The organism is Rhizobium sp. GN54, from assembly GCF_021026345.1.
Classification (GTDB): domain Bacteria; phylum Pseudomonadota; class Alphaproteobacteria; order Rhizobiales; family Rhizobiaceae; genus Mycoplana.
This window is the reverse complement of record NZ_JAJNCZ010000005.1, coordinates 47,538-73,073: the sequence shown is the minus strand read 5'-3', so window position 1 is coordinate 73,073 and position 25,536 is coordinate 47,538. Positions and strand designations below refer to the sequence as shown.

At 65.5% G+C, this 25,536-nt stretch carries 19 protein-coding genes; 11 read left to right on the top strand and 8 right to left on the bottom strand.

Annotated features, from left to right (window positions below; translation table 11 throughout):
• Positions 1-105 precede the first annotated feature (105 nt).
• Complete coding sequence (locus tag LQK81_RS15180) at positions 106-888, bottom strand: WecB/TagA/CpsF family glycosyltransferase (RefSeq protein WP_230807210.1); 783 nt, start codon at positions 886-888, stop codon at positions 106-108.
• Positions 889-1,296: 408 nt separating this feature from the next.
• Between LQK81_RS15180 and folD the strand changes: the two genes are divergently transcribed.
• Entirely contained in the window at positions 1,297-2,196 is a 900-nt protein-coding gene (gene folD, locus LQK81_RS15175; RefSeq protein ID WP_230807209.1) for a bifunctional methylenetetrahydrofolate dehydrogenase/methenyltetrahydrofolate cyclohydrolase FolD, read from the top strand.
• A gap of 38 nt (positions 2,197-2,234) precedes the next feature.
• On the opposite strand, the gene LQK81_RS15170 is transcribed toward folD, so the two are convergent.
• Positions 2,235-3,350, bottom strand: coding sequence for a LacI family DNA-binding transcriptional regulator (locus tag LQK81_RS15170; RefSeq protein ID WP_230807208.1), 1,116 nt, complete (start codon positions 3,348-3,350; stop codon positions 2,235-2,237).
• A 262-nt stretch (positions 3,351-3,612) separates the two neighbouring features.
• Between LQK81_RS15170 and LQK81_RS15165 the strand changes: the two genes are divergently transcribed.
• The 6 genes from LQK81_RS15165 to LQK81_RS15140 all read left to right on the top strand — a co-directional run bounded on the left by LQK81_RS15165 (position 3,613) and on the right by LQK81_RS15140 (position 10,545).
• Positions 3,613-4,953 carry an ABC transporter substrate-binding protein gene (locus LQK81_RS15165; RefSeq protein ID WP_269065009.1) on the top strand — a complete coding sequence of 447 codons (1,341 nt, stop codon included), beginning with the start codon at positions 3,613-3,615 and terminating at the stop codon, positions 4,951-4,953.
• 124 nt (positions 4,954-5,077) lie between these two features.
• Positions 5,078-6,088 carry a carbohydrate ABC transporter permease gene (locus tag LQK81_RS15160; RefSeq protein WP_230807206.1) on the top strand — a complete coding sequence of 337 codons (1,011 nt, stop codon included), beginning with the start codon at positions 5,078-5,080 and terminating at the stop codon, positions 6,086-6,088.
• Position 6,089: 1 nt separating this feature from the next.
• Positions 6,090-7,235, top strand: coding sequence for a carbohydrate ABC transporter permease (locus LQK81_RS15155; protein ID WP_230807205.1), 1,146 nt, complete (start codon positions 6,090-6,092; stop codon positions 7,233-7,235).
• A 27-nt stretch (positions 7,236-7,262) separates the two neighbouring features.
• Positions 7,263-8,915, top strand: coding sequence for a beta-galactosidase BglA (gene bglA, locus LQK81_RS15150; RefSeq protein WP_230807204.1), 1,653 nt, complete (start codon positions 7,263-7,265; stop codon positions 8,913-8,915).
• Between the two features lie 23 nt (positions 8,916-8,938).
• Positions 8,939-10,030, top strand: a complete 1,092-nt coding sequence (locus LQK81_RS15145; protein ID WP_230807203.1) for an ABC transporter ATP-binding protein — start codon at positions 8,939-8,941, stop codon at positions 10,028-10,030.
• A gap of 107 nt (positions 10,031-10,137) precedes the next feature.
• Positions 10,138-10,545, top strand: a complete 408-nt coding sequence (locus tag LQK81_RS15140; RefSeq protein ID WP_230807202.1) for a hypothetical protein — start codon at positions 10,138-10,140, stop codon at positions 10,543-10,545.
• A 293-nt stretch (positions 10,546-10,838) separates the two neighbouring features.
• Here the strand turns inward: LQK81_RS15140 and edd are convergent, their stop codons facing one another.
• The 5 genes from edd to LQK81_RS15115 form a co-directional block, all read right to left on the bottom strand.
• Positions 10,839-12,659: a phosphogluconate dehydratase gene (gene edd, locus LQK81_RS15135; RefSeq protein WP_230807201.1), complete on the bottom strand. Its 1,821-nt coding sequence runs from the start codon at positions 12,657-12,659 to the stop codon at positions 10,839-10,841.
• Positions 12,660-12,818: 159 nt separating this feature from the next.
• Positions 12,819-13,517, bottom strand: coding sequence for a 6-phosphogluconolactonase (pgl, locus tag LQK81_RS15130; protein ID WP_230807200.1), 699 nt, complete (start codon positions 13,515-13,517; stop codon positions 12,819-12,821).
• A 10-nt stretch (positions 13,518-13,527) separates the two neighbouring features.
• Positions 13,528-15,000: a glucose-6-phosphate dehydrogenase gene (gene zwf / locus LQK81_RS15125; protein ID WP_230807199.1), complete on the bottom strand. Its 1,473-nt coding sequence runs from the start codon at positions 14,998-15,000 to the stop codon at positions 13,528-13,530.
• A 94-nt stretch (positions 15,001-15,094) separates the two neighbouring features.
• The gene (locus tag LQK81_RS15120) at positions 15,095-16,381 is read right to left on the bottom strand and encodes an NAD(P)/FAD-dependent oxidoreductase (protein WP_230807198.1); all 1,287 of its coding nucleotides are present in this window, start codon (positions 16,379-16,381) and stop codon (positions 15,095-15,097) included.
• A gap of 75 nt (positions 16,382-16,456) precedes the next feature.
• Positions 16,457-17,893, bottom strand: coding sequence for a glutamine synthetase family protein (locus LQK81_RS15115; RefSeq protein ID WP_230807197.1), 1,437 nt, complete (start codon positions 17,891-17,893; stop codon positions 16,457-16,459).
• A gap of 158 nt (positions 17,894-18,051) precedes the next feature.
• Between LQK81_RS15115 and LQK81_RS15110 the strand changes: the two genes are divergently transcribed.
• The 4 genes from LQK81_RS15110 to LQK81_RS15095 all read left to right on the top strand — a co-directional run bounded on the left by LQK81_RS15110 (position 18,052) and on the right by LQK81_RS15095 (position 24,407).
• The gene (locus LQK81_RS15110; protein WP_230807196.1) at positions 18,052-19,233 is read left to right on the top strand and encodes an NAD(P)/FAD-dependent oxidoreductase; all 1,182 of its coding nucleotides are present in this window, start codon (positions 18,052-18,054) and stop codon (positions 19,231-19,233) included.
• Positions 19,234-19,460: 227 nt separating this feature from the next.
• Positions 19,461-19,613 (top strand): hypothetical protein, encoded by a 153-nt coding sequence (locus tag LQK81_RS15105; RefSeq protein WP_230807195.1) that lies wholly within the window; start codon positions 19,461-19,463, stop codon positions 19,611-19,613.
• Between the two features lie 275 nt (positions 19,614-19,888).
• Entirely contained in the window at positions 19,889-22,420 is a 2,532-nt protein-coding gene (locus tag LQK81_RS15100) for a methyl-accepting chemotaxis protein (RefSeq protein ID WP_230807194.1), read from the top strand.
• A gap of 151 nt (positions 22,421-22,571) precedes the next feature.
• On the top strand, positions 22,572-24,407 hold the full coding sequence (locus LQK81_RS15095) for a methyl-accepting chemotaxis protein (RefSeq protein ID WP_230807193.1): 1,836 nt from the start codon (positions 22,572-22,574) through the stop codon (positions 24,405-24,407).
• Between the two features lie 66 nt (positions 24,408-24,473).
• Here LQK81_RS15095 and LQK81_RS15090 read toward each other — a convergent pair whose 3' ends face one another.
• On the bottom strand, positions 24,474-25,490 hold the full coding sequence (locus tag LQK81_RS15090; protein ID WP_269065008.1) for a helix-turn-helix transcriptional regulator: 1,017 nt from the start codon (positions 25,488-25,490) through the stop codon (positions 24,474-24,476).
• Positions 25,491-25,536 lie beyond the last annotated feature (46 nt).

Here is a 25,536-nt window from a genome sequence, read left to right as displayed (position 1 = left end):
CCGCACCGGCCTTGCCCCGGCGAACCGGTGGCATCGTCGTCGACGGGCCGACGAAGGGCGCCGCGATTCAGGGCTTCGCGGTGCCCTTTCTCTTGCCGGCCGTCTTCATCCGCGGCGGCCGAAGACGCTTGCCAGCTTGTAGCGCGCGACATGCAGCAGAAACAGCGGGTTGCCGACGATGTAGCGATGCCAGAGCCGCCGCGGCTCGAGGACGAACCGGAACAGCCATTCCAGACGCATGCGGCGCATGCGCGACGGCGCACGCGGAACCCGCCCGGCGACGAAATCGAAGAGCGCGCCGACGCTGATCACGAGCCGCGCATGGCCGGGCGTGACGTGCTGGTCGATCCATTTCTCCTGGATCGGCGTTCCCATGGCGACCAGCAGGATATCGGGCGCCAGGTCGCGGATCTTGTCCATCACTGCCTGGGACTCGCTTTCCTTGAAATAGCCGTCCGCGATGGCATGGAACTCGTGCCAGGGCGCGTGCTCGCGGAATTTCTCGGCCGCGATCAGGAGCACGTCCTTCCGCGCCCCGATCAGGGCCACCCGCTTCGGCTTCTCCATATAGGTCAGCAGGCCCGGGACGAAGTCGGTCCCGTTGAGGTTGGCCGGGAACGGCTGGCCGTGGAAGATCTGCGATGCGATATCCACGCCATGCCCGTCCGGCAGCACGATCTGCCGCTGCAGCGCCTTGCGGTATTCCGCATCGCGCATCATCAGGTTGGCGTTGTTGGCATTGAGAAAGGCGACCGTCGTCGTGCCGATCGGCATGTCGGCGATCCCGGAGACGAAGTCGAACGCCCCGGCCCAGTCGAGGTCGCAGACCGGCAGGCCCAGTATGTCGCGCTGCGACGCCTGGAGCGTCGTTCCCGATTGCACGTTCATCCCCGGCCTCCGCAGCGCGCGTCGCGCCCGGCCGGACGAGGCGACGTCCGGCCCGTGGAAATGAGATGGCTGCATGCGGTGCGAACGGTCATCGCGGCGAAGCTCCTGGATACTCCGCCAGCGTGTATCATTTCGCGCTCAAGCTTAGCTTAAGTTGTCCGCTAAAGTCCGATCCGTCGGCTTGAGGATTTCTTTACCATGCCTGGTTCCGGCACCATTGCCGGGGGTCGTCCTCCTGCTTTTCCGGCCGCGGGCGAGGGAAGGTGGCGTCCCATGCGGAAGCCCTGCGCCACTCCGTCGCCCGACCGGGGGCTTGCAAAGTACGATTTTGGACAGCATAGGGCGCTGGGAGGCCATTGCGGTCCTATGGCCCGCACTAGATTCCGCGTTACGCGCGAGGAGAAGAACGTGACCACCATTATCGACGGGAAGCAGGTTGCCGCCACCGTGATCGAGGCCGTCAAGGCTGCGGCCGGGAAACTGGAGCAGGACGCAGGCGTTAAGACGGGTCTGGCGGTCGTCATCGTCGGCGACGATCCTGCGAGCCACGCCTATGTCTCGTCCAAGAGCCGCATGGCGAAGGAATGCGGCTTCACCTCGATCCAGCATACGCTGCCCGAGGAGACGACGCAGGAAGCACTCGCCGCGCTCGTCCGCAAGCTGAATGCCGACGACACGATCCACGGCATCCTCGTGCAGCTGCCGCTGCCGAAGCACCTGCAGTCCGAGCCGATCATCCAATCGATCCTGCCCGAGAAGGACGTGGACGGCCTGCACGTCGTCAATGCCGGGAAGGTCGCCACCGGCGACCTCGAGGGCGGCCTGATCTCCTGCACGCCCGCCGGCGCCATGGTGCTGGTGCGCGGCATCCGCGGCGACGATCTTTCCGGGTTGAACGCCGTCGTCATCGGACGGTCCAACCTGTTCGGCAAGCCGATGGCCGCACTGCTCCTCAATGCCAACGCCACGGTGACCTCGGCCCACTCCCGCACCAGGGATCTCGCAGCGGTCTGCCGCAACGCCGATATCCTCGTTGCCGCGGTCGGCCGGCCGCAGATGGTCCGGGCGGACTGGGTCAAGCCCGGCGCGACAGTGATCGATGTCGGCATCAACCGCGTGCCCGCCCCGGAGAAGGGGGAGGGCAAGTCGCACCTCGTCGGCGACGTCGCCTTCGACGAATGCGCCGAGGTGGCGGGCGCGATCACGCCGGTTCCCGGCGGCGTCGGGCCAATGACGATTGCCATGCTCATGGCCAACACCGTGATCGCCGCCTATCGCCGCGCCGGTCTCGAGCCGCCACGCTTCTGAAAGACAGATCCGGCCAAAGAGCCGGAGCTGCCTCTGTCTTACCCCGGCGAACGCCTGTTCGCCCGGCCGGCCGGCTGTGGCGCCGGTCCGGTGGAGGCGCGCACGATCAGCTCCGCCGTCCACAGTTCCTGCTCGGGCAGGGTCTCCAGGTTGAGAATGCGGGCGATCAGCCGCTTGGCGATCCGCGAACCGGCACTGCGCAGCGACGAACGCGTCGTCGTCAGCGGCACGCTGAAATTCTCCGGCTTCAGCATCGGCAGCACGTCGTCGTGGGCGATCAGCGACACGTCTGAGCCGAGCTTCAACCCGGCCTGGTTCAGCGCCCGCACGGCCCCGAGCGCCAGCACCGTGCTGGAGCAAAGGATCGCGGTCGGTCGTTCGGGCAGGTCGAGAAACCGCTTCATGCCGGAAAAACCGTGTTCGTCCGTCATCGGCGAGTGCTGCACGCAGGCCTCGTCGAGCCTCAGCCCGCTTTCCGCGAGCGCCGCCTCCAGGCCCTTCTTCCGGCGGATCGCAAAGGCGAAATGGGCCGGCCCGTTCAAAAGCGCGATCCGCCGGTGCCCGAGCTGCACCAGCAGTTTCGTCGCATCGTGGAACGCGGCGGTGTTGTCGATGTCGAGATAGGGATAGTCGGTCGGGATCCCGATCGAGCGTCCGTGCACGATGAAGGGGATCGACAGCGATTTCAGCAGCGCGACGCGAGGATCCTTCTCGCGCATGTAGGCGATGAAGAGCGCGTCGATATTGCCGCTGGCAACCAGCCGCTTGCAGGTCGCCTCCTCGTCGTCGGGATGGCTCGGATTGATGACGAAGTGAAAGTCGTGGCGCACCGCCTCGTCGCCCAGCCCCGCCAGGAACTCGCCGAAATGCACGTCGGAGGGATATCCATGTGCCGTCGGCATCACCAGCCCGATCGAGCCTGCGCGCCCGGTGGCAAGCCTCTGTGCCGCGCGGTTCGGCCGGTAACCCGTCCTGCGCACCGCGTCGAGAACGCGCTCGCGCGTCTCGGCATTGACCTCCGGATACCCGTTGAGGGCTCTGCTAACCGTCGTCTGCGAAAGACCGAGGAGCTGCGACAGCTGTTTGAGGTTCACGTTGCTTGCCTTCGCGATTCGAAGCGCTTTGAAATCCTCCCGCCCAAGCGCCACCCTCATGTAGCATCAGCGATTTCGCCTTTGAAAGCGAAATCGCTTGTTTGCGTTGCAAAACCCTTGCTGCGACGCAGGAAGCGCAGGCCTCGATGCGGGCGCCAGCGGAAGAGGCTTGACGCGGTGGCGACGATAGGGAATTCTTTCGTCCAAAGCGCTTTGAGAGACTTGGGGGAAGTCAGGGCGAATTCTCGGGGCGAATTTGGAGAAGCCGGCGTTCCGATGCGGGCACATCGTGGGAGGAAATCACGTGAAGAAGCGTTTCTTGATGACGGCAGCTTTGGCGTCGCTGCTCGTGGGTGGTGCGGGTGCGGCCGAACTGAAGTTCGCGCCCGGCGAGGACGGCAAGTTCAACTGGGCGAGCTTCGAGGAATTCAGGAACGGCCATGACCTGAAGGGCCAGACGCTGACGATCTTCGGCCCCTGGCGCGGCGAGGACGAGGTGCTGTTCAGAAGCGTCTTCGCCTATTTCGAGGAAGCGACGGGCGTCGAGATCAAGTATTCGTCGTCGGAGAATTACGAACAGCAGATCGTCATCGACACGCAGGCCGGCAGTCCGCCGGATGTCGCGATCCTGCCGCAGCCCGGCCTCATCGCCGACCTCGCCTCCAAGGGCTACCTGACGCCGCTCGGCGACGAGACGAAAGAGTGGCTGCTCGACAACTATGCCGCCGGCCAGTCCTGGGTCGACCTCTCGACCTACAAGGACAAGGACGGCAACGCGCAGCTCTTCGGCTTTCCCTACAAGATCGACGTGAAGTCGCTGGTCTGGTACGTGCCGGAGAACTTCGAGGATGCCGGCTACGAGGTTCCGAAGACCATGGAGGAGCTGAAGGCGCTGACGGAGCAGATCGTCGCCGACGGCGAGACGCCCTGGTGCATCGGGCTCGGCTCGGGCGGCGCCACCGGCTGGCCGGCCACCGACTGGGTCGAGGACCTGATGCTGCGCACCCAGACGCCGGAGACCTATGACAAGTGGGTCACCAACGCGATTGCCTTCGACGATCCTGCCGTCACCGGCGCCATCGACGAGTTCGGCTGGTTCGCCAAGACCGACAAGTTTGCGGCCGGCGGACCCGCGGCGGTGGCCTCGACCGACTTCCGCGACAGCCCGAAGGGCCTCTTCGCCTCGCCGCCGAAGTGCTACCTGCACCATCAGGCGTCCTTCATCCCCTCATTCTTCCCCGAGGGCACGGTCGTGGGCGAGGATGCGGACTTCTTCTACATGCCGCCCTATGCCTCGAAGCCGGAGCTCGGCAATCCCGTTCTCGGCGCCGGCACGCTGGCAATGATCACCAAGGACACCCCGGCGGCGCGTGCCTTCCTGGATTTCCTCAAGACCCCGATCGCCCATGAGCTGTGGATGGCGCAGTCAAGCTTCCTGACGCCCTTCAAGAGCGCCAACCAGGAAGCCTATGCCAACGCGCCGATGAAGAAGCAGGGCGAGATCCTGCTGAATTCCACCACCTTCCGCTTCGACGGCTCCGACCTGATGCCCGGCAAGATCGGTGCCGGCGCCTTCTGGACCGGCATGGTCAACTATGTCGGCGGCAAGTCCTCGGCCGATGTCGCAGCCGGCATCCAGAAGGCCTGGGACGCGATCAAGTAGCGGCCACCCATCGGGCGCCGGGCAAAGGTCCGGCGCCCGATGGGACGGCATCGGCATGGTGCCGGTGTCGCCGCCGGGCCGAAGGATCGGCCGCGACGCGCCCGGTGTCCGGAAGGAGGGGATCATGCAGCAACTCGTGTTTGCCATAGGAACGATGATCGCGGGCGTGCTCGCCTGCGCCTTCTACTTCTTCGCCACCAACTGGCTTCTGGATCGGGTCTTCCCGTCCAAGGGCCTGTCGGGCGCGAAGGCGTCACGGAACCTGAGGACCACCAACGCCATCCGCCCCTGGCTGTTCATGCTGCCGGCGCTTGTGGCGCTTGCGGTCTACCTCGTCTATCCGGTGTTTGAATCCGTCCGGCTGAGCCTGCACGACCGGACGGGGCAGACCTTCGTCGGACCGGGCAATTTCGTCTGGATGCTCGGCGACGGCGAATTCCGCCAGTCGATCTTCAATAATTTCCTCTGGTTGCTGGTCGTCCCGGCGCTCTCGACCTTCTTCGGCCTGGTCATCGCGGCACTCACCGATCGCATCTGGTGGGGCAACATTGCCAAGACGCTGATCTTCATGCCGATGGCGATCTCCTTCGTCGGCGCCGCGGTGATCTGGAAATTCGTCTACGACTATCGCGCCGAGGGCAGCGAGCAGATCGGCATCCTGAACGCGATCGTCACCTGGTTCGGCGGCTCGCCGGAGGCCTGGATCACGCTGCCGTTCTGGAACAACTTCTTCCTGATGGTGATCCTGATCTGGATCCAGACCGGCTTTGCCATGGTGATCCTGTCGGCGGCGCTCAGGGGCATTCCCGAGGAGACGCTGGAGGCGGCCGTCATCGACGGCGCCAACGGGCTGCAGATCTTCTTCAAGATCATGATCCCGCAGATCTGGGGCACGATCGCCGTCGTCTGGACCACGATCACCATCCTCGTCCTCAAGGTCTTCGACATCGTTCTCGCGATGACCAACGGCCAATGGCAGACGCAGGTGCTGGCCAACCTCATGTTCGACTGGATGTTCCGCGGCGGCGGCGATTTCGGCCGGGGCGCGGCGATCGCCGTCGTCATCATGGTCCTCGTCATCCCGATCATGATCTGGAATATCCGCAACGCCACGCGCGAAACCGGAGGTCACTGAGATGCCCGGCGCCACCCGTTCGCCCCTGACCTTCGTCGTCCACCTCTCCGTGCTCCTGCTCGTGGCCCTCTGGACGCTGCCGACGGCGGGCCTTCTGATCTCCTCCCTGCGCGACAAGGACCAGCTTGCCGTCTCCGGCTGGTGGACGGCGCTGTTGACCTCGACGCAGAACGTCGTCTTCCGCGCCCCGTCGCCGGAAACGCAGACCGAGCGGGACGGCAGGTTCGTGCTCTCCGGCAATCTTCTCGAAGGCCAGAAGGGCGAGGTTTCCGCCTTCGGCTTCAATAGCCGCGATCCGGCCGCCTTCCAGCCGGGGCAGACGGCGGAGCTGAACGATGGCGAGAAGCTGACGGTCCAGGCGGATGGCAGCTTCGAGATCGTCTCCGACACCCGCATGGAAGGCTCGCGCGGCCAGCGCATCTTCTTTACCGCCGCCGTGCCGCCCCGCTTCACGCTGGACAACTACCGCGAGGTCCTCAGTGCCGAGGGCATCGGTCAGTCCTTCATCAATTCGCTGACGGTCGCCATTCCCGCCACCATCATCCCGATCCTGGTTGCCGCCTTCTGCGCCTATGCGCTGGCCTGGATGAAATTTCCCGGCCGGGCGATCCTGATCGCCGTCGTCGTCGGCCTGCTCGTCGTGCCGCTGCAGATGTCGCTGATCCCGCTCCTGAAGCTCTACAACGGCGTCGGCGCCTTCTTCGGCGTTCCCGCCAAGACCTATGTCGGCATCTGGCTGGCGCATATGGGCTTCGGCCTGCCGCTGGCGATCTACCTGCTGCGCAACTACATGGCCGGCCTGCCCAAGGAGATCATGGAATCCGCGCGCGTCGACGGCGCCAGCGACTTCGACATCTTCGTCAAGATCATCCTGCCGCTGTCGTTTCCCGCGCTCGCCTCCTTTGCGATCTTCCAGTTCCTCTGGACCTGGAACGACCTCTTGGTCGCGATCGTGTTCCTCGGCACCGGCAACGACGAACTGGTGCTGACCGGACGCCTGGTGAACCTGCTCGGATCGCGCGGCGGCAACTGGGAGATCCTCACGGCTTCGGCCTTCATCACCATCATCGTTCCCCTGATCGTCTTCTTCGCCCTGCAGCGCTATCTCGTACGCGGTCTGTTGGCGGGATCGGTCAAGGGCGGCTGAAGACAGCGCAAAGAGACAGGACCGGAAATGACGACGACGAATGCACCCCTGCCGGCCGTTGACAAGGACTGGTGGCGCGGCGCGGTGATCTACCAGATCTATCCGCGCTCCTACCAGGACACCAACGGCGACGGCATCGGCGACATGAAGGGCATCGCCCAGCGCCTGCCGCATGTCGCCTCACTGGGCGTGGATGCCATCTGGATCTCCCCCTTCTTTACTTCGCCGATGCGCGACTTCGGCTACGACGTCTCCAACTACGAGGATGTCGACCCGATCTTCGGGACGCTGGAGGATTTCGACGCTGTGGTCGCCGAGGCGCATCGGCTCGGCATCCGGGTGATGATCGACCTGGTATTGTCGCACACTTCCGACAGGCATCCCTGGTTCGTCGAGAGCCGTTCCAGCCGCGCGAACCCCAGGGCGGACTGGTATGTCTGGGCCGATTCCAGGCCGGACGGCACCCCGCCCAACAACTGGCTGTCGATCTTCGGCGGCTCGGCCTGGCAGTGGGACCCGACCCGGCTGCAATACTACATGCACAATTTCCTGACCTCGCAGCCGGACCTGAACCTGCACAATCCGGAAGTTCAGGATGCGCTGCTGTCGGTCGCCCGCTTCTGGCTGACCCGCGGCGTCGACGGCTTCCGGCTGGATACGATCAACTTCTACTTCCACGACAAGGAACTGCGCGACAACCCGCCGCTTGCGCCGGAGCGCCGCAACGCGCAGACCGCACCCGCCGTGAACCCCTACAACTACCAGGAACACCTCTACGACAAGAACCGGCCGGAGAACCTGGCGTTCCTCAAGCGTTTCCGCGCGGTGATGGACGAGTTCCCGGCGATCGCCGCCGTCGGCGAGGTGGGCGACAGCCAGCGCGGGCTGGAGATCGCCGGCCAGTACACGTCCGGCGGCGACAAGATGCAGATGTGCTACGCCTTCGAGTTCCTGGCGCCGGACGTCCCGACGCCGGGGTCGGTCGCTGAGGTCCAGCATGCGCTCGACAAGGCGGCCCCGGACGGCTGGGTCTGCTGGGCGTTTTCCAACCACGACGTCATGCGCCATGTCAGCCGCTGGGACGCCGGCGTTGCCGATCACGCTGCCCATGCCAAGTTGCTGGCATCGCTCCTGATGTCGTTGCGCGGCTCCGTCTGCATCTATCAGGGCGAGGAACTGGCGCTCCCCGAGGCCGAGCTCGCCTATGAGGACCTGCAGGACCCCTACGGGATCCAGTTCTGGCCGGACTTCAAGGGGCGCGACGGCTGCCGCACGCCGATGCCATGGGATTCCTCGGCGATCAACGGCGGCTTCAGCCCGGCGCGGCCCTGGCTTCCCGTGCCGGCCATCCATCTCGGTGCCGCCGTCTCGATCCAGGAGGATGACCCGGGGTCGGTCCTTAATCACTATCGCGGTTTCATCGCCTTCCGCCGCCAGCATCCCGCACTGGTGAAGGGCGAGATCGCGTTCGGCCCGGCGAGCGACGGGGTCCTGTCCTTCGTCCGCAGCCACGGCAACGAGCGCATCCTCTGCCTGTTCAACATGGGCGGCGAGGCTTGCGAGGTCGAGCGTCCGGCTGCGGCGATCGAGGCTCTGGCAGGGCACGGATTTGACGGCAGGCTGAACGAAAAGAAGATCGCGCTACCGGCATGGGGCGCATTCTTCGCCCGCTACGCGTGACGAGCAGGAAAAGGGGAGGCAGCATGACGGGCCTGGTATTGAAGGATATTCGCAAGTCCTATGGCGCGGTCGACGTGATCCACGGCATCGATCTCGACATCAAGCAGGGCGAGTTCATCGTCTTCGTCGGACCGTCCGGCTGCGGAAAGTCGACGCTCCTGCGGATGATCGCCGGGCTTGAGGAGATCACCGCCGGTGACATGATGATCGACGGCGAGCGCGTCAACGACGTGCCGCCGTCCAAGCGCGGCATCGCCATGGTCTTCCAGTCCTATGCGCTCTATCCGCACATGACCGTCTACGAGAACATGGCCTTCGGCATGCGCATCGCCAAGGAAGGCAAGGACGAGATCGACCGGCGCGTCCGGTCGGCCGCCGAAATGCTGCAGCTCACCAACTATCTCGATCGCTTGCCGAAGGCGCTTTCCGGCGGCCAGCGCCAGCGCGTGGCGATCGGCCGGGCCATCTGCCGCAATCCCAAGGTCTTCCTCTTCGACGAGCCGCTCTCCAATCTCGACGCCGCCCTGCGCGTCGCCACCCGCATCGAGATCGCCAGGCTCTCCGAGCGCATGGCCGATACGACGATGATCTACGTCACCCACGACCAGGTCGAGGCGATGACGCTCGCCGACCGCATCGTCGTGCTCTCCGCCGGACATATCGAGCAGGTGGGCGCACCGCTGGAACTCTACGAGCGGCCGGCCAACCTGTTCGTCGCCCGCTTCATCGGTTCGCCCGCGATGAACGTCCTGCCGGCGAAGGTGGTCATGGCGGGCCAGACGACGACGGTCGAGCTGAAGAGCGGCACGGCAGCGACCCTCGACATCGCGACGCCGGAGGCTGAGCACGACAAGGATGTGAGCTTCGGCGTCCGGCCGGAGGACCTGCAGGTCACGACCGGCCCGGACTTCCTGTTCGAGGGCACCGTCGCCATCGTCGAGGCGCTTGGCGAGGTCACGCTTCTCTATATCGAAGGGCTCGTCGAGGGCGAGCCGATCATCGCCAAGATCCCCGGCATCCAGGCCGTCCGGCGCGGCGACAAGGTGCGCCTTTCGGCCGACCGCAGCAAGCTGCACCTCTTCGACAAGGACGGCATCAGCTACCGGGCCCTGTAGCGAACCGGAACAGGGTGGTGCCTTTTGATAAGGGCGTTGAACGCCATCTTAAGGTTTTCCGACCTAGCTTTCCTGCCGGAAATTGAGCAGGAATACCGGGATTGGGCATGCAGTTGTCGCAGCGTTCGAACTACCTGAACAAGGAAGAATCCTTCATGTACGATCGGGAAAAGCACTTCCCGATGGAGGACACCTGCAACGAGGCGCGCATCGAGTTCACCGAGACCGGTGGTATCGTCAATCTCGCCTCCCGCCGCTGCCAGATCGTCAAGCTGTCGCGCAGCGGCGCCGTCCTCAGGATGTCGACCAAGTTCAACCTGCCGAACAATTTCTATCTCGACATCGTCAGCGCCCGCATCCCGATGATCGGTTGCCTGGCGCTGCGCGTCTACGCCAACGACCTCGTCGAGGCCCGGTTCCTGCGCCTGCTCGCCGAAACGGACATGAATCGCGTCTTCGTCTATTCGACCCACCCGAACCATCGCAACCGGACGCTCGACATCTACGGTGGCTGAGGCGGCATCGAGGCCGGGCGGAGAGGGCGCTTGCGTCGCAGGCCCCGGCCCGCCCAGTGGCCCTCAAAGCCGATCGCCCCTCATCAGGCTGCCGCCACCTTCTTCCCGCAGGCGGGGAGAAGGACGGGTGCCGCGGCCGTTCTGCTCAAATCACGACGGCATCATCGCCACTTTGAAACTCACCGGTTGCCGGATAGCGAGGCGTCGCCACGCATCTCCTTTGCCCCGCTTGCGGGGAGAAGGTGGCCGGCAGGCCGGATGAGGGGCTGTCTGCGCCAGTCCCCTCCCGCCGCCTACGCGAACAGCACGCTCGCACCGTGATCCGCCGGGCCGGCGATGGCGCGGAAGGGGGCGAAGAGTTCGCGGCCCATGCCGAATTCGTTCTCGGCGAGGTCGGCGGTCGCCGGCGCGCGGGCGGAAAACGTCACCGCATCCTCCAGCACCTCGATCGTGCCGCTGACGGCGTCGAGCCGGATCATGTCGCCCTCCCGGATGCGGGCGATCGGGCCGCCGTCGACGGCTTCCGGCGTGACGTGGATTGCCGCCGGCACCTTGCCGGAGGCGCCGGACATGCGCCCGTCGGTGAGCAGCGCCACCTTCTGGCCGCGGTCCTGCAGGATGCCGAGCACGGTCGTCAGCTTGTGCAGTTCCGGCATGCCGTTGGCCTTCGGGCCCTGGAAGCGGACCACCGCGACGAAATCGCCCTCCAGTTGGCCGGCCTTGAATGCCGCGTTCAACGCCGCCTGGTCGTGGAACACCTTCGCCGGCGCCTCGATCACATGGCGGTCGGGCTTGACGGCGGAGGTCTTGATGACGGCGCTGCCGATATTGCCGGTCAGCATCTTCAGGCCGCCCGTATGCTGGAAGGGATGCTCGACATTGGCGAGGATCTTCGGATCGTGGCTGACGATCGGCGCCGGCTCGCGTCGGACGTTGCCGTCCTCGCCGAGCTTCGGATCGATCGCATAGGCATGCAGCCCCTGTCCGTAGACGGTGCGCACGTCGTCATGCAGGTAGCCGGCCTTGAGCAGTTCCTTGATCAGGAAGCCCATGCCGCCGGCGGCGTGGAAATGGTTCACGTCGGCAAGCCCGTTCGGATAGACGCGGGCCAGCAGCGGCACGATGTCGGAAAGCTCCGAAATATCCTTCCAGGTGAGCACGATGCCGGCTGCGCGCGCGATGGCGACGAGATGCAGGGTGTGGTTGGTCGAGCCGCCGGTGGCGTGCAGGCCGACCACGCCGTTGACGATCGAGCGTTCGTCGATCATCTCGCCGGCGGGCGTGAACTCGTTGCCCTGGGCGGTGATCGCGAGCGCCCGCCGGGTCGCTTCCTTCGTCAGCGCGTCGCGCAGCGGCGTGCCGGGATTGATGAAGGATGCGCCGGGCATGTGCAGGCCCATGATCTCCATCAGCATCTGGTTGGAGTTCGCGGTGCCGTAGAACGTACAGGTGCCCGGGCCGTGATAGGACCTGGATTCGGCGTCGAGCAGTTCGTCGCGCCCGACCTTGCCTTCCGCGAACAGCTGGCGCACCCGGGCCTTCTCGTCGTTCGGCAGGCCGGAGGTCATCGGACCGGCGGGAACGAAGATCGCCGGCAGGTGGCCGAAGGTCAGGGCGGCGATCGCAAGCCCGGGGACGATCTTGTCGCAGACGCCGAGATAGACGACCGTGTCGAACATGTTGTGCGACAGCCCGACGCCGGCGGCCATGGCGATCAGGTCGCGCGAGAACAACGACAGTTCCATGCCGGGCTGTCCCTGGGTGACGCCGTCGCACATGGCGGGCACGCCGCCGGCCACCTGCGCCACGCCGCCGGCCTCGTGGGCGGCCTGCCGGATCAGCGCCGGATAGGTCTCGAACGGCTGGTGGGCGGAAAGCATGTCGTTGTAGGAGGTGATGATGCCGAGATTGGCCACGCGGTCGCCCGCCAGCGCCACTTTCTCGGCGGGGGAACAGACGGCAAAGCCGTGCGCGAGGTTGCCGCAGCCGAGCACGGAGCGGTGTACCCCCTTCGAGACGGCGGACTTCAGGCGATCGAGGTAGCGCTCGCGCAGGGGCTTCGATCGCTCCACGATCCTGGCGGTGATGGCTTCAATTCGGGAATCGGCGGACATGGCTGCTATCCTGATTTCTCTCGATTGCAATGTTCTGCGGCCCCGGCCGAGCACGCGCGGTCGGGTCGTCACGGCAAAGGTCCGGTTTCGCATCGCGGACGGTTCGCCGCCGCTCATTCTCTCGCGGGCGCAGCGGCTCCGGCCGCCGCGCCGGGGGCGCTATGGCGCCCAGTAGATGTCGACCGGCGTTTTCGCCCGGTTCAGCACCGCCCGCACCGGCATCTCGCTCTCCGTGCCGGCGGCCAGCGCCTTGTCCAGCGTATCCTTCTTGGCCTGCCCCTCGATATGCAGCACGAGCAAGCGGGCATCCTGCAGGCTCGAGAAGGTGAGCGTCAGGCGCGGTTCGCCCGCTCCTTCCGCTTCCATCGTGATCACGCCACGCGGGGTCTGGAGCGACAGGGCTTCCGAAAGCCGGTCACCGCCCGGGAAGAAGGAGGCCGTGTGCCCGTCATTGCCCATGCCGAGGATGACCACGTCGAACGGAACCGCAACGGCGGCAATGTCGGTGCTCGCCAGATGTGCGGCCTCTCCGATCGTCGCCGTCTCGCGATAGAGCGGCAGGAAGCGGGCCGTGGCCGCTTCCCCCTGCAACAGGTTCTCGGCCACCAGCAGGTGGTTCGAGCGCGCATTGTCGGCAGGGACGAACCGCTCGTCGACCAGCGTCACCGTCACCTTCGGCCAGTCCAGTTTCCGGGACGACAGCGCCTTGAAGAACTGCTTGGGCGTCGAGCCGCCGGAGACGGCGATCGATGCCGCCCCGCGCTCGGTGATCGCCACCTTCAAAACCGAGGCGACGGCGTCGGCGAGGTTTTCCGCAAGGGCGGCCGTGTCCTTGAATTCATGCAGTTTGTTGGTCATCGCCAGACCCTCAGCTCTCGTGCCAGGTGCGGCCGTCGCGCTCGATCAGCGCGATCGCCTGGCTCGGCCCCCAGGTGCCGGCGGTATAGCCCTGCGGCTGCTGGCCGGTGGCGTCCCAGGCCTTGAGGATCGGATCGACCCAGTGCCAGGCGGCTTCCACCTCGTCGCGACGCATGAACAGCGTCTGGTTCGAGCGCACCACGTCCAGCAGCAGCCGTTCGTAGGCGTCGGCGTTGCGCGTCTCGAACGCCTGCGCGAAGGTCATGTCGAGCGAGACGTTGCGCAGCCGCATGCCGCCGGGGCCGGGATCCTTGATCATCAGCCACTGCTTGACGCCTTCGTCCGGCTGCAGCCGGATGATCAGCTGGTTGGCCTCGATGCGGCCGGCGGCCGGCTCGAAGATCGAGTGCGGGATCGGCTTGAAGGTGATCACGATTTCCGAGACGCGGCTTGCCATGCGCTTGCCGGTGCGGATGTAGAAGGGCACGCCGGCCCAGCGCCAGTTGCCGATCTCGGCCTTGATGGCGACGAAGGTCTCGGTGTTGGAGACACCGCCTTCCAGTTCTTCCAGATAGCCCTTGACCGGCCCGCCCGCAGAGGCGCCGGCCCGGTACTGGCCGCGCACCGTCAGCCGCTCGACATTGTACTCGTCGATCGGCTTCAGCGCGCGCAGCACCTTGAGCTTCTCGTCGCGGACGGCTTCGGCATCCATCGACGAGGGCACTTCCATCGCCACGAGGCAGAGAAGCTGCAGGATGTGGTTCTGCACCATGTCGCGCAGCGCGCCGGCCTTGTCGTAGTAGCCGGCGCGGCTTTCCAGCCCGACCGACTCGGCGACCGTGATCTGCACGTGGTCGATATGGGCGGAGTTCCACAGCGGCTCGTAGAGCGCATTGGCGAAGCGCAGCGCCATCAGGTTCTGCACCGTCTCCTTGCCGAGATAGTGGTCGATCCGGTAGATCTGGTCTTCGCGGAACACCCGGCCGATCGTGTCGTTCAGCTCGGTGGCGGACGCGAGGTCGCGGCCGATCGGCTTCTCGACGACGATGCGGGTCTGCTTGGTGATCAGCTTGTGGTCGCGGATCTTCTCGGCGATCTCGCCGAAGATCGCCGGCGCCACGGCGAGATAGAAGGCGCGGACGCGTTCCTTGCCCTCGTCGAGGATCTTTTTCAGCTCGTCCCAGCCCTGCTCGGACTTGGCGTCGACCGAGACGTAGAACAGCCGGTCGGTGAAGATCTTCACTTCCTTCTCGTCGAACTCACCGGGCTTCAGGAATTCCTTCAGCGCCTTGGTGGCGAATTCGCGATAGGCTTCATGCGTCATGGCCGCGCGCGAGGCGCCGATGATACGCGTCGGGTCGGTGAACTGGCCGGCGATCTGCCGGTGATAGAGCGCCGGCAGGAGCTTGCGTTCGGCGAGGTCACCGGTGCCGCCGAAGACGACGTAGTCGAACGGCTCGACGGGGATGATTTGACTGCTCATTGCAATTCTCGATCTGGTTCGCGTTGTCGGCGTTTATAATCTAATCGATTTAAAATGGCCAGCGTGCGGCGCAACAAAATCGCCCCTACCTGTATCACAACTTGTCGCGGAAGGCGTACCACGTCATCGCCAGGATCAGCAGCGGCGTGCGCAGCGAAAGCCCGCCGGGAAAGGCGTTTATCTTCAGCGACTTCAGCATGTCGAGCTCCGCACTGCCGCCGGCCACCTCCTCGGCGAAGAGCTTGCCGCAGTAGTTGGACAGCATCACGCCGTGGCCGGAATAGCCGCCGATCGAGGTAATTCCCGGCATGACCTCGCGCACATAGGGCTGCCGCGGCATGGTGATGCCGACCGATCCGCCCCAGGCATGGGCGATCTCGATATCGGCAAGTGCTGGATAGATCTCGGCGATCTGGCGGCGGATGTGCTCGGTCATGTCGCGCGGGTTGTCGGCCGTATAGGCCTCGCGGCCGCCGAACAACAGCCGCCCGTCGCGGCTCTTGCGGAAATAGCGCACGACGAAGCGGGAATCGGCGACGGCCTCGCCGCCGGGCAGCACCTTCGGGAAGGCGTCGAGCACCGGCGTCGCGCCGATGAAGGAGCGGATCGGCATCACGTGTGCCGCCGTCTTCGGTTCGAGGTTGCCGATATAGGCGTTGCAGGCGATCAGCGCCCGGTCGGCGGTGATGGTTCCCTTAGGCGTCGTGATCACGGCCTTGCCGCCGCTGCGCTCGATCTTCGTCGCGGCCGTCTTCTCGTGCAGGACGGCGCCGGCCTCGGACGCCGCCCGTGCGACGCCGACGAGCAGCTTCATCGGGTGGATATGGCCGGTGCCGGTGTCGCGCACGCCGAAGAGATAGAAGCGCGAGCCGAGCCGCTCCTGCGTCTCCTCCCGGTCCATGAAGGTCGCATGCGCATAGCCGTAGCGGCTGGCGGCGATCTCCGGATTGGCGCGATAGTCCTTCTCCAGCCCCTTCTTGTGCGAGACGTTCATCTGTCCCGGCACATACTCGATGTCGAGGCCGCGGCTTGCGGCAAAGTCCAGCAGGTAGCGCTTGGCATGTTCGGCAAGGTCGAACAGCCCCTTCGAGCGCTCGTAGCCGACCTCGTCTTCCAGTTCCTCCGGCCAGGCGCGCTGGCCGGTGCCGAGCTGGCCGCCGTTTCGTCCCGAGGCCCCGTCGCCAAAGCGGTTGGCGTCGATCAGCACGACGCGCACGCCCTTCGACGCCAGCTGATAGGCAGCCTGCAGGCCGGTGAAGCCGCCGCCGACGATCGCGACGTCCGTTTCGCCGGAGCCTGCCATCGGCGGGTATTCGGGACGTTCGCCGACGGTCGCTTCGTACCAGGAGATGCCGGGTGAGATGGGGCTTTGCCAGGACATGGGAATGCTTCCGGAATTGAAACGGTGCGCCCGCCCCGACTTGCCGGGAGCAGGCGCGACGGCCACGCGGGCCTGTCAGACGTTGAGCAGCAGGAATTCGCGCTCCCAGGGGCTGATGACCTGCATGAAGGTTTCGAACTCGCCGCGCTTGACGCCGGCATAGAGGCCGATGAAGTCGGGGTTCAGCGCATCGGTCAGCGCCGGATCGGATTCCAGCAGCGAGACGGCTTCAAGCAGGCCGCGCGGCAGGTCGATAGAGCCCTCGTTGGCCGTATCGTCGGTCGGCGAAGTTGGATCGATGGCGTTCATGATGCCGAGCAGGCCGCAGGCGAGCGAGGCTGCGAGCGCGAGATAGGGGTTCGCATCCGAGCCGGGTAGGCGGTTCTCCACCCGTCTTGCGCCGGCGTCGGAGACGGGGATGCGGAAGGCCGTCGTCCGGTTGTCATAGCCCCAGGCGACGTTGACCGGTGCCGACATGTCGGGCGTCAGCCGGCGATAGGAGTTGACGTAGGGCGCCATCATCACCAGCGTCTTCGGCACGTAGCGCTGCATGCCGCCGATGAAATGGAAGAACTCCCTGGACGGCGAGCCGTCCGGGTTGGAAAAGACGTTCTTGCCGGTCTTGATGTCCACCACCGACTGGTGGATGTGCATGGCCGAACCCGGCTGGCCCTGCATCGGCTTGGCCATGAAGGTCGCGTAGATGCCATGCTTCAACGCCGCCTCGCGGATCGTCCGCTTGAACATGAAGACCTGGTCGGCAAGCTCGATCGGATCGCCGTGGCGCAGGTTGATCTCGAGCTGCGCCGGCCCCTCCTCGTGGATGAGGGTGTCGATCTCCAGGCCCTGCTTTTCCGAGAAATGGTAGATGTCGTCGATCAGCTCGTCGAATTCGTTGATGCCGGCGATCGAATAGCCCTGTCCGCCGAGGATCGAGCGGCCGGAGCGGCCCTTCGGCGGATGCAGCGGATAGTCCGGGTCGTCGTTGAGCGCGACCAGGTAGAACTCGATCTCCGGCGCCACGACCGGCCGCCAGCCGCGGTCCTCGTAGAGCCGCAGCACGTTCTTGAGCACGTTGCGTGGCGTGTAGGCGACGTCCTCGCCGTTGGAGCCGACGATGTCGCAGATGACCTGCGCGGTCGGATCGGTCTCCCAGGGCACGATCGACAGCGTCGAAAGGTCCGGCAGGAGCTTCAGGTCGCTGTCGCGCGGCTCGTAACGGAAATTGCCGGTCTCCTCCGGATACTCGCCCGAAATCGTGTGCCGGTAGAGCGCCGAGGGCAGGGCGAGCGAGGTGTTGGAGGTGAATTTCGACGACGGCATCATCTTGCCGCGCGGCACGCCGGCAAGGTCCGGCGTAATGCACTCAATGTCTTCGATGCCCCGGATCTTCAGCCAGTCGCTTGCTTCCTTCCAGTTGCTGACGCCGCGCAGGGCGGAAAGGGCAGGGGGGATCTGCGAGGACTTGCTGGCTTTCTGGATGGTCGAGGCAACGGTCTTTTTTGAGGGCATGACACACCGTGGGTGGTTTCGGTTGCGCCATCATATCCGGAGTTTGGGCATTGGCTAGGGGGCGAAAGGCGGAATGCGGCAAGCTGTCCGGACGGGACGAGGCGGTTGACATTGACGCGAAGGAACGGGAAGGGAAGGCGAAACGGGGACGAAGCGGCGTGGCGGACAGGAAGGACGTGGTCATCATCGGTGCCGGCGCTGCCGGCATGATGTGTGCAATCGAGGCGGGCAGGCGCGGACGGCGCGTGCTGGTGATCGACCATGCGAAGGCGCCCGGCGAGAAGATCCGCATTTCCGGTGGCGGCCGCTGCAACTTCACCAACATCCATGCCGGCCCGAAGAACTTCCTGTCGCAGAACCCCCATTTCTGCAAGTCGGCGCTGGCGCGCTACACGCCCCGCGACTTCCTCGACCTCGTCGAGCGCCATGGCATCGCCTGGCACGAGAAGACGCTCGGCCAGCTCTTCTGCGATCATTCGGCGAAGGACATCATCGCCATGCTCCTGAAGGAGATGCGCGAGGCCGGGGTGGAGCTGCGGCTTTCGACCGAGGTGGCCGCGATCGAGCGCACAGTGGGCGGCTTTCGTGTCGCCACCGGCAATGGCGGCTGCGAGGCGGCCTCGCTCGTGATCGCGACGGGCGGCAAGTCGATCCCGAAGATGGGCGCCACCGGCTTCGCCTATCGCATTGCGGAGCAGTTCGGCCTGCGCCTGGTCGAGACCCGCCCGGCGCTGGTACCGCTGACGCTTGATCCGCAGGCTCTGGGGCTGCATGAGGGCATGCCGGGCGTTTCGGTGGAGGCCGTCGTCGGCCACGGCAAGGCGGAGTTCCGCGAGGCCATGCTCTTCACCCATCGCGGGCTGAGCGGCCCGGCGATCCTGCAGATCTCGTCCTTCTGGCGGGAGGGCGACGACATCACCGTTCACCTGCAGCCCGACCTCGACGTCGTAGCCGTGCTTGCGGCCGCGCGCGCGACCAACGGCCGGCAGGCGGTGCAGACGGTCCTGGCCGAGCACATGCCGCGCAAGCTGGCGCAACTCGTGGTCCGCCAGACCGGCATCGACGGTCCGGTCGCGGCCATTCCGGGCTACAGGTTCGCCGCACTCGCCGACCATATCCGCCGCTGGCGGGTCCGTCCGGCAGGCTCGGAGGGTTACCGGACGGCCGAGGTCACGCTCGGCGGCATCGACACCGACGAGCTCGATTCCCGTGACATGGGGGCGAAATCCGTCCCCGGCCTGCATTTCATTGGCGAGGCTGTCGACGTCACCGGCTGGCTCGGCGGCTACAATTTCCAATGGGCGTGGGCGTCCGGCCATGCGGCCGGCCAGTCGGTCTGACGAGGGCCGCGGAAAGCCCGTATTAGCTATGCGAAAGTAGGGCTCGCGCAACGGCGCGACAGGCTTTACCCTTCATTAAGAGGTACGGGACGATCCTGCCTGCAAGCCGGCATTTTGCCGTCCGCCGAGCCGATGTTCCGGCTTAGGCGGAGCGGTCGAAACAACATGATGTGGGCCGGCTGGCCGGATCAACCGGGATTCCCGTAGCTCGTAACCGGAGTCTTGCCATGCCCGCAGTTCACCGTCGCCCCGCCGCCCGCGCCATCGCCATCGCCGCCGCCGAGGAAGGCCGCCGCCGCGCGGTCGCCATCGCCGCCCATTGCGCCGTCGCCTCCTTGCTCCTGGCGGGGATCGCTGCTTTTCTGGCAAGCCTCTCCTGAAGCATCGCCAACCCCCGTCGCCTGCGAAAAAAAAGGTGATCGAGTATTAGGAATTGGTGAGAAAGTTCGAAGTTTCTTAAAGCTTCCTGTTGAAGATCACGGGATATTGGCCCGGACCGTGTGCACGACAGATCGTGCCGCGGTCATGCAATGACTGCGCCCGGGGCCACACGGCGAAAATCCGTATCAATCCACTACAGTTTCGGCGGACCGGCCCTTGGGAGACTCACGGCAAGTGGGCAGGGAGGCGGTCGCCCGCACGGAGTGCTGCCCCGATGTTAATCGACCGGGTTCTTGCCCGCTTCAAGATCCAGACGAAAGTCGTTCTGTTCATCCTCCCCTTTGTCGTCAGCATCAGCGCCGTCGGCCTGACCGGGCTCTATGCCTCGGGCCTGCTGCAGGGCAGGATGGAGATCTCCAACAGCGTCCTGCAATCGCTGAGCGGCTTCAAGGACGTCTATGCGGGGATGAACGCCTTTCTCCAGAACACCTCGGAGGAAACGCGCGGCGCCGTCGTCGAGAAGATCGCGACACAGCAGGACGTGCTTGCGGATACGCTGTCCCAGGTTACCGACGAGGAGGGGCGCAGCCAGCTCCAGCAGGCCATCGACGGCAGCGCCAGGATCGGCGAGCGGGTCGGCCAGCTCTGGACGCTCTATGAGAACGAAGTCTCGTTGCGCCAGTCGATGCAGAAGGGCCTGCGCAGCCTGTTCGGCGAGCAGATGCGGATCCTCGACGCGACCAGCACCATGGATCTCGCCGTACGCTCCGACGAGGACGCCGCCAAGATGCTGCTGCGCGAGGCCGAGCGTCTGAAGATTGCAAGCGACGAACTGAACGCTTTCGGTTCGGCCTTCTCCAAGGCGCCCACGCCCGAGGCCAAGGTCAAGCTGGCGGCCGACAAGCACGACGATCTGAAGACGCTGAAGAACAGCATCGCCATGAGCCTGCCGGACAACCAGAAGGCCGTCATCGACACCTTCGAGAAGACGATCACGGAGATCGGCACGCTGGCTGCGAATGGGAACGTCAGCGAGGAAAATGCCACAGCGATCGGCCGCCTCATCTCGCGCTTCCGCCAGACGAGCATCCAGCTTCAGGCCGCGGCCAGCGCGAAGATGCGCGATGCGACGATGACCTTCTCCAGGCTTGACGAGGCGCTTCTGAAGTCGACCGCGGTTCTTGCGAGCACGCGCGAACTGGTCAATGCCATCTATTCGATCCGCATCTCCGCCGCCGGCTTCCTGGAAAATTCCAACAAGCAGGGCCAGGCCCAGATCGCCCAGCAGTTCAAGATGCTGCGGCAGCACATCGAGGGCCTGAGCGTCACCGCCGGCGACATGGACTTCTTCGCCAAGCTCAATGCCACGCTCAGGCCGATCATCGACGGGATGGATGCCGACAGCGCAGCACTCGTCGACATCAGCCATCAGCGCGAGTCCGAGTTCACCGCCGCCGCCGCCGAGATCGACAGCATCTGGAACCAGTTGACCGCCTTCGCCGAAAACCAGAAGGCCCATGCTTCCGTCGAGCGCGACCAGGCCAACCAGATATCGGTGCTGACGACGATCGGCGGTATTGTGATCGCGGTTCTTGCCGGCGGTGCTCTGGTCCTGACGCTGAAGGGTCCCATCGGCCAGATCACCGCAGCAATGCGCCGGCTGGCCGATGGTGTGCTCGACACCGCCATCGACGGCGGTGCCCGCCGCGACGAGATCGGCGACATGGCCCGTGCGCTCGGCGTCTTCAAGGAGAACGCTCTGTCGAAGATCCGCATCGAGACGGAGAGCGAGGAGCAGCGCACCGCCGCCGAGACCGAGCGCGCCCGGAACGATGCCGAAAAGCGCGAGCTGGATCGCCAGATCAACTTTGCCGTCGATGCGCTCGCTGCCGGTCTCGGCCGGCTTGCGCAGGGGGACCTGTCGCGACAGATCGAGACGCCCTTCACCGGCCGCCTCGAGCAGTTGCGCCAGGATTTCAACGCCTCTCTCGCCCGCCTTCAGGACACGCTCGGGCAGATCCGCCACAATGCGCTGTCGATCCAGCAGAACGGGGCGGAACTGCGCTCTTCGGCCGACCAGCTCTCCAAGCGCACCGAGGCCCAGGCCGCGTCGCTCGAAGAGACGGCGGCTGCCGTCGACGAGATCACGGTCACGGTCAGGTCTTCCGCCGAGCGGGCGACCGAGGCGAACGCGGTCGTGGTCGACACCAAGCGCAGCGCCGACAGCTCCGCCGCCGTAGTCGGTAGCGCCATCGACGCCATGGGCCGGATCGAGGCCGCCTCGCGCCAGATCGAGCAGATCATCGAGGTGATCGACGACATCGCCTTCCAGACCAACCTGCTGGCGCTCAACGCCGGCATCGAGGCCGCCCGTGCCGGCGAGGCGGGCAAGGGCTTCGCGGTCGTCGCCCAGGAAGTGCGCGAACTGGCCCAGCGCTCCGCCGAAGCCGCCCGCGAGATCAAGGGGCTCATCAACAAGTCGACGCAGGAAGTCAGCGACGGCGCCCGCCTGGTACAGGAGACCGGGGCCGTACTGGCCTCGATCAGCCAGCAGATCGTCACCGTCAGCCACCATGTCGACATGATGGCGACGGCCAGCCGCGACCAGGCGACCGCGCTGAACGAGGTCAACGGCTCCGTCAACCAGATGGACCAGATGACCCAGCAGAACGCCGCGATGGTGGAGACCACGACCGTCGCCTGCCGTCAGCTCGCCAGCGAGGCCGACACGCTGACCATGCTGGTCCAGCAGTTCCGCCTGGAGGCTTCCGCAGCCGACGAAAGCGATCGCTACGAGGCCGCCTGAGCGCAGGCCTCATACTGCGGGCCCGGCAGAACGGGCTCGCAGCCGTCCGAGTGACGGACAAAAATTGCGATTTATCAGACAAATCGCCCAAGTTTCAGATTTTATTATCAAGTCAATTCTAAACTGGCCTCCTGAACTACAGGAGACGCCAATGTTTCGCATGCTCAAGACCTCCATTGCCGCCCAGTATGTGGCGATGACGATCGCACTGATCTTTCTGAGCGGTGCAGTGATCGTCGGCGTGATGGACTACAATCTTCGCCAGTACGTGCTGCAGGAGGCCGGCAACAATGCCCGCGACGCAAGCCGCAGCATGGCGGTGCTCTACGCCGGGGTGATGGACGGTTCCCGGATCGACGTGAAGGACAACCGGCTCGTCTCGGCGACCGCAGAATCCGTCCCCGATTTCACCGATCATGCGCTGGTCGACCGCACCGCCCAGTCGATCGCCGGTGTCGCGACCATCTTCCGCAAGGAGGGGGCGGACTATGTCCGCGTCTCGACGAACGTGAAGAAGGAGGACGGCAGCCGCGCCGTCGGCACCAAGCTCGCCGCCGACCATCCCGCCCAGGCGGTCCTCGCAAGCGGCGAGGCGTTCTACGGTGCTGCGGAGCTCTTTGGCCGCCAGTTCATGACCGGCTATTTCCCGATCAAGTCCGCAACCGGCGCCAATGTCGGCCTGATGTTCATCGGCATCCCGATGGAGGTCTATTACGCGAAGATCCATGAGCTGCAGATCATGGCCGTGATCGCCGGCCTCGTCGCACTCGCAATCTTCGGCACGCTGTCCTATGTCGCCGTCCGCTTCTCGGTCCGCCCGCTGAAGTCGCTGATTGCCGCTGTCCACGACATCGCCAACGGCCGTCTCGAGGCAGAGGTTCCCTGTCGCGACCGCGCCAACGAATTCGGGCAGATCGGCCGCGCGCTCGAGGTGTTCCGCGACAATGCCCTGCGCAAGATCGCCGTCGAGCGCGCGGCGTCCGAACAGCAGCAGGAAGCTGCCCGCGAGCGCGCGCAGTCCGACAGCGAGAAGCAGGAGACGGACCGGCAGATCGCCTTCGCCGTCGATGCGCTCGCCGAAGGCCTCGGGCGCCTGGCGCAGGGAGACCTGTCGCGGCAGATCGATACCCCGTTCGGCGGCAGGCTGGACGACCTTCGCCGCGACTTCAACACCTCGCTCGTGCGCCTGCAGGACACGCTTCTGCAGATCCGCGCCAATGCGCAGTCGATCCAGCGCAGCGGCGGCGAGATGCTGCAATCGGCCGATTCGCTGTCCAGGCGAACCGAAACCCAGGCCTCTTCCCTGGAAGAGACCGCGGCCGCCGTCGAGGAGATCACCGTGACCGTCCGCTCCTCCGCCGAACGGGCGCAGGAAGCCAGCCAGAAGGCCGGCGAGACCCGCAAGAGCGCCGACAACTCCAGCACCGTCGTCACCAACGCCATTTCCGCCATGGGCCGGATCGAGGACGCCTCGCGTCAGATCGAGCAGATCATCGAGGTCATCGACGACATCGCCTTCCAGACCAACCTGCTCGCCCTGAACGCTGGCATCGAGGCGGCGCGCGCCGGCGAGGCGGGCAAGGGCTTCGCGGTCGTGGCGCAGGAGGTTCGCGAACTGGCGCAACGCTCCGCCGATGCCGCCCGCGAGATCAAGTCGCTGATCGAGAAATCGACGCAGGAAGTCGGCGCCGGCTCGCGGCTCGTGCAGGAGACGGGGGCGGTGCTGGCCACGATCAGCTCCCAGGTCGCCGCCATGAGCCAGCACGTGGAATCGATCGCCACGGCGAGCCGCGACCAGTCGGCCGCACTCCAGGAGGTCAATACGTCGGTCAACCAGATGGACCAGACGACCCAGCAGAATGCCGCCATGGTGGAAGAGACGACAGAGGCGAGCCGCCAGCTCGCAACCGAGGCCGACGCCCTAATGGCGCTGGTCGATCGCTTCCGCCTCGGTGCCGAGACCGAACGGTTCCGCCAGGCCGCCTGAAGCATCGGCCGGAACTGCGAGCCATCATGCAATTGAAGAAGCCCGGCCGTCCCGCCGGGCTTTTTTTCACCGCAGCAGGCGCGCCACCAGCGAGGCCTGCGAACTGACCTCCATCTTGCCGTAGATGTTCTTGACGTGCGAGCGGACGGTCTCGTAGCTGACGCCGTCGTTGTCGGCGATTTCCCGCAGCGAAAGGCCGGACGCGATCGCAGCGGCGATCCGCGCCTCCTTCGGCGTCAGCCTGTAATTCGCCTGGAGGCGCTCGCTGCGCGGCTCGTCGACACCCGCTATCGGCTCGATGATGACCGCCACGGTCGGGCCGTTCAGGAATTCGGTCATGGGGTCGGACGTCAGGCGAACCAGCGTCAGCCGGTGGGCGCTGCCGTCGGCGCCCGTCAGGGTCGCAAGATAAGGCTCCACCTGCACGCCCTGCCGCGACAGCAGGAATTGCAGGGTTTCCGCCGCCCGCGGGTCGGTGATCGCAATCCGGCCGCTCATTGCCAGGCGCACGGGTTCGCCGTGCTCGATCATCCGCCGCGCCCGGTCGTTCATCGAGCGGATGCGCCCCGTCTCCGAGACATGGATCAGGCCGGCTCCGATGGCGTCGAACAGCGCCTGTCCGGTCTGCCTTTCGCCCGTCGCGAACTCGCCCCTGCGAATGAAATCGACGGCCCGCCGGAGATGCGGCGAAAGCTGCGTGTAGAGTTCCGCCGCCTCGTGGTTGAGCACAGGGTCTGTCGACGAGGTGCAGGTGGAGAGAATGAAGGTCCGGCTCGAATCCCGCAGGATGGTGACGCCGATGGCCGTCTCGCAGCCTGTCTGCCGCTTCAGCCAGTCGTTATAGAACTCCGTCTTGGCCAGTTCCTCGCGCGGGAAGATGCTTTCCCCGGTCATGCCGCGGCCCACGGGAACGAGCATCGTGCGCGGTATCCAGGGGTTCACGGCGGCGTAGTGATTGTGGAACTGCTCGACTTCATCGCTGCCGAAGCCGGAGACGAGACCGACCTGCGCCAGGGGAGAGGTCAGGTCCTGGTAGTGGAACGACGACTTGCCGTTCGGCATGGTCGTTGCGAGCCGGTCCATGAAGTGCTGCCAGCTGCATTCGCCGAACAGGCTTCCGTAGACGAGG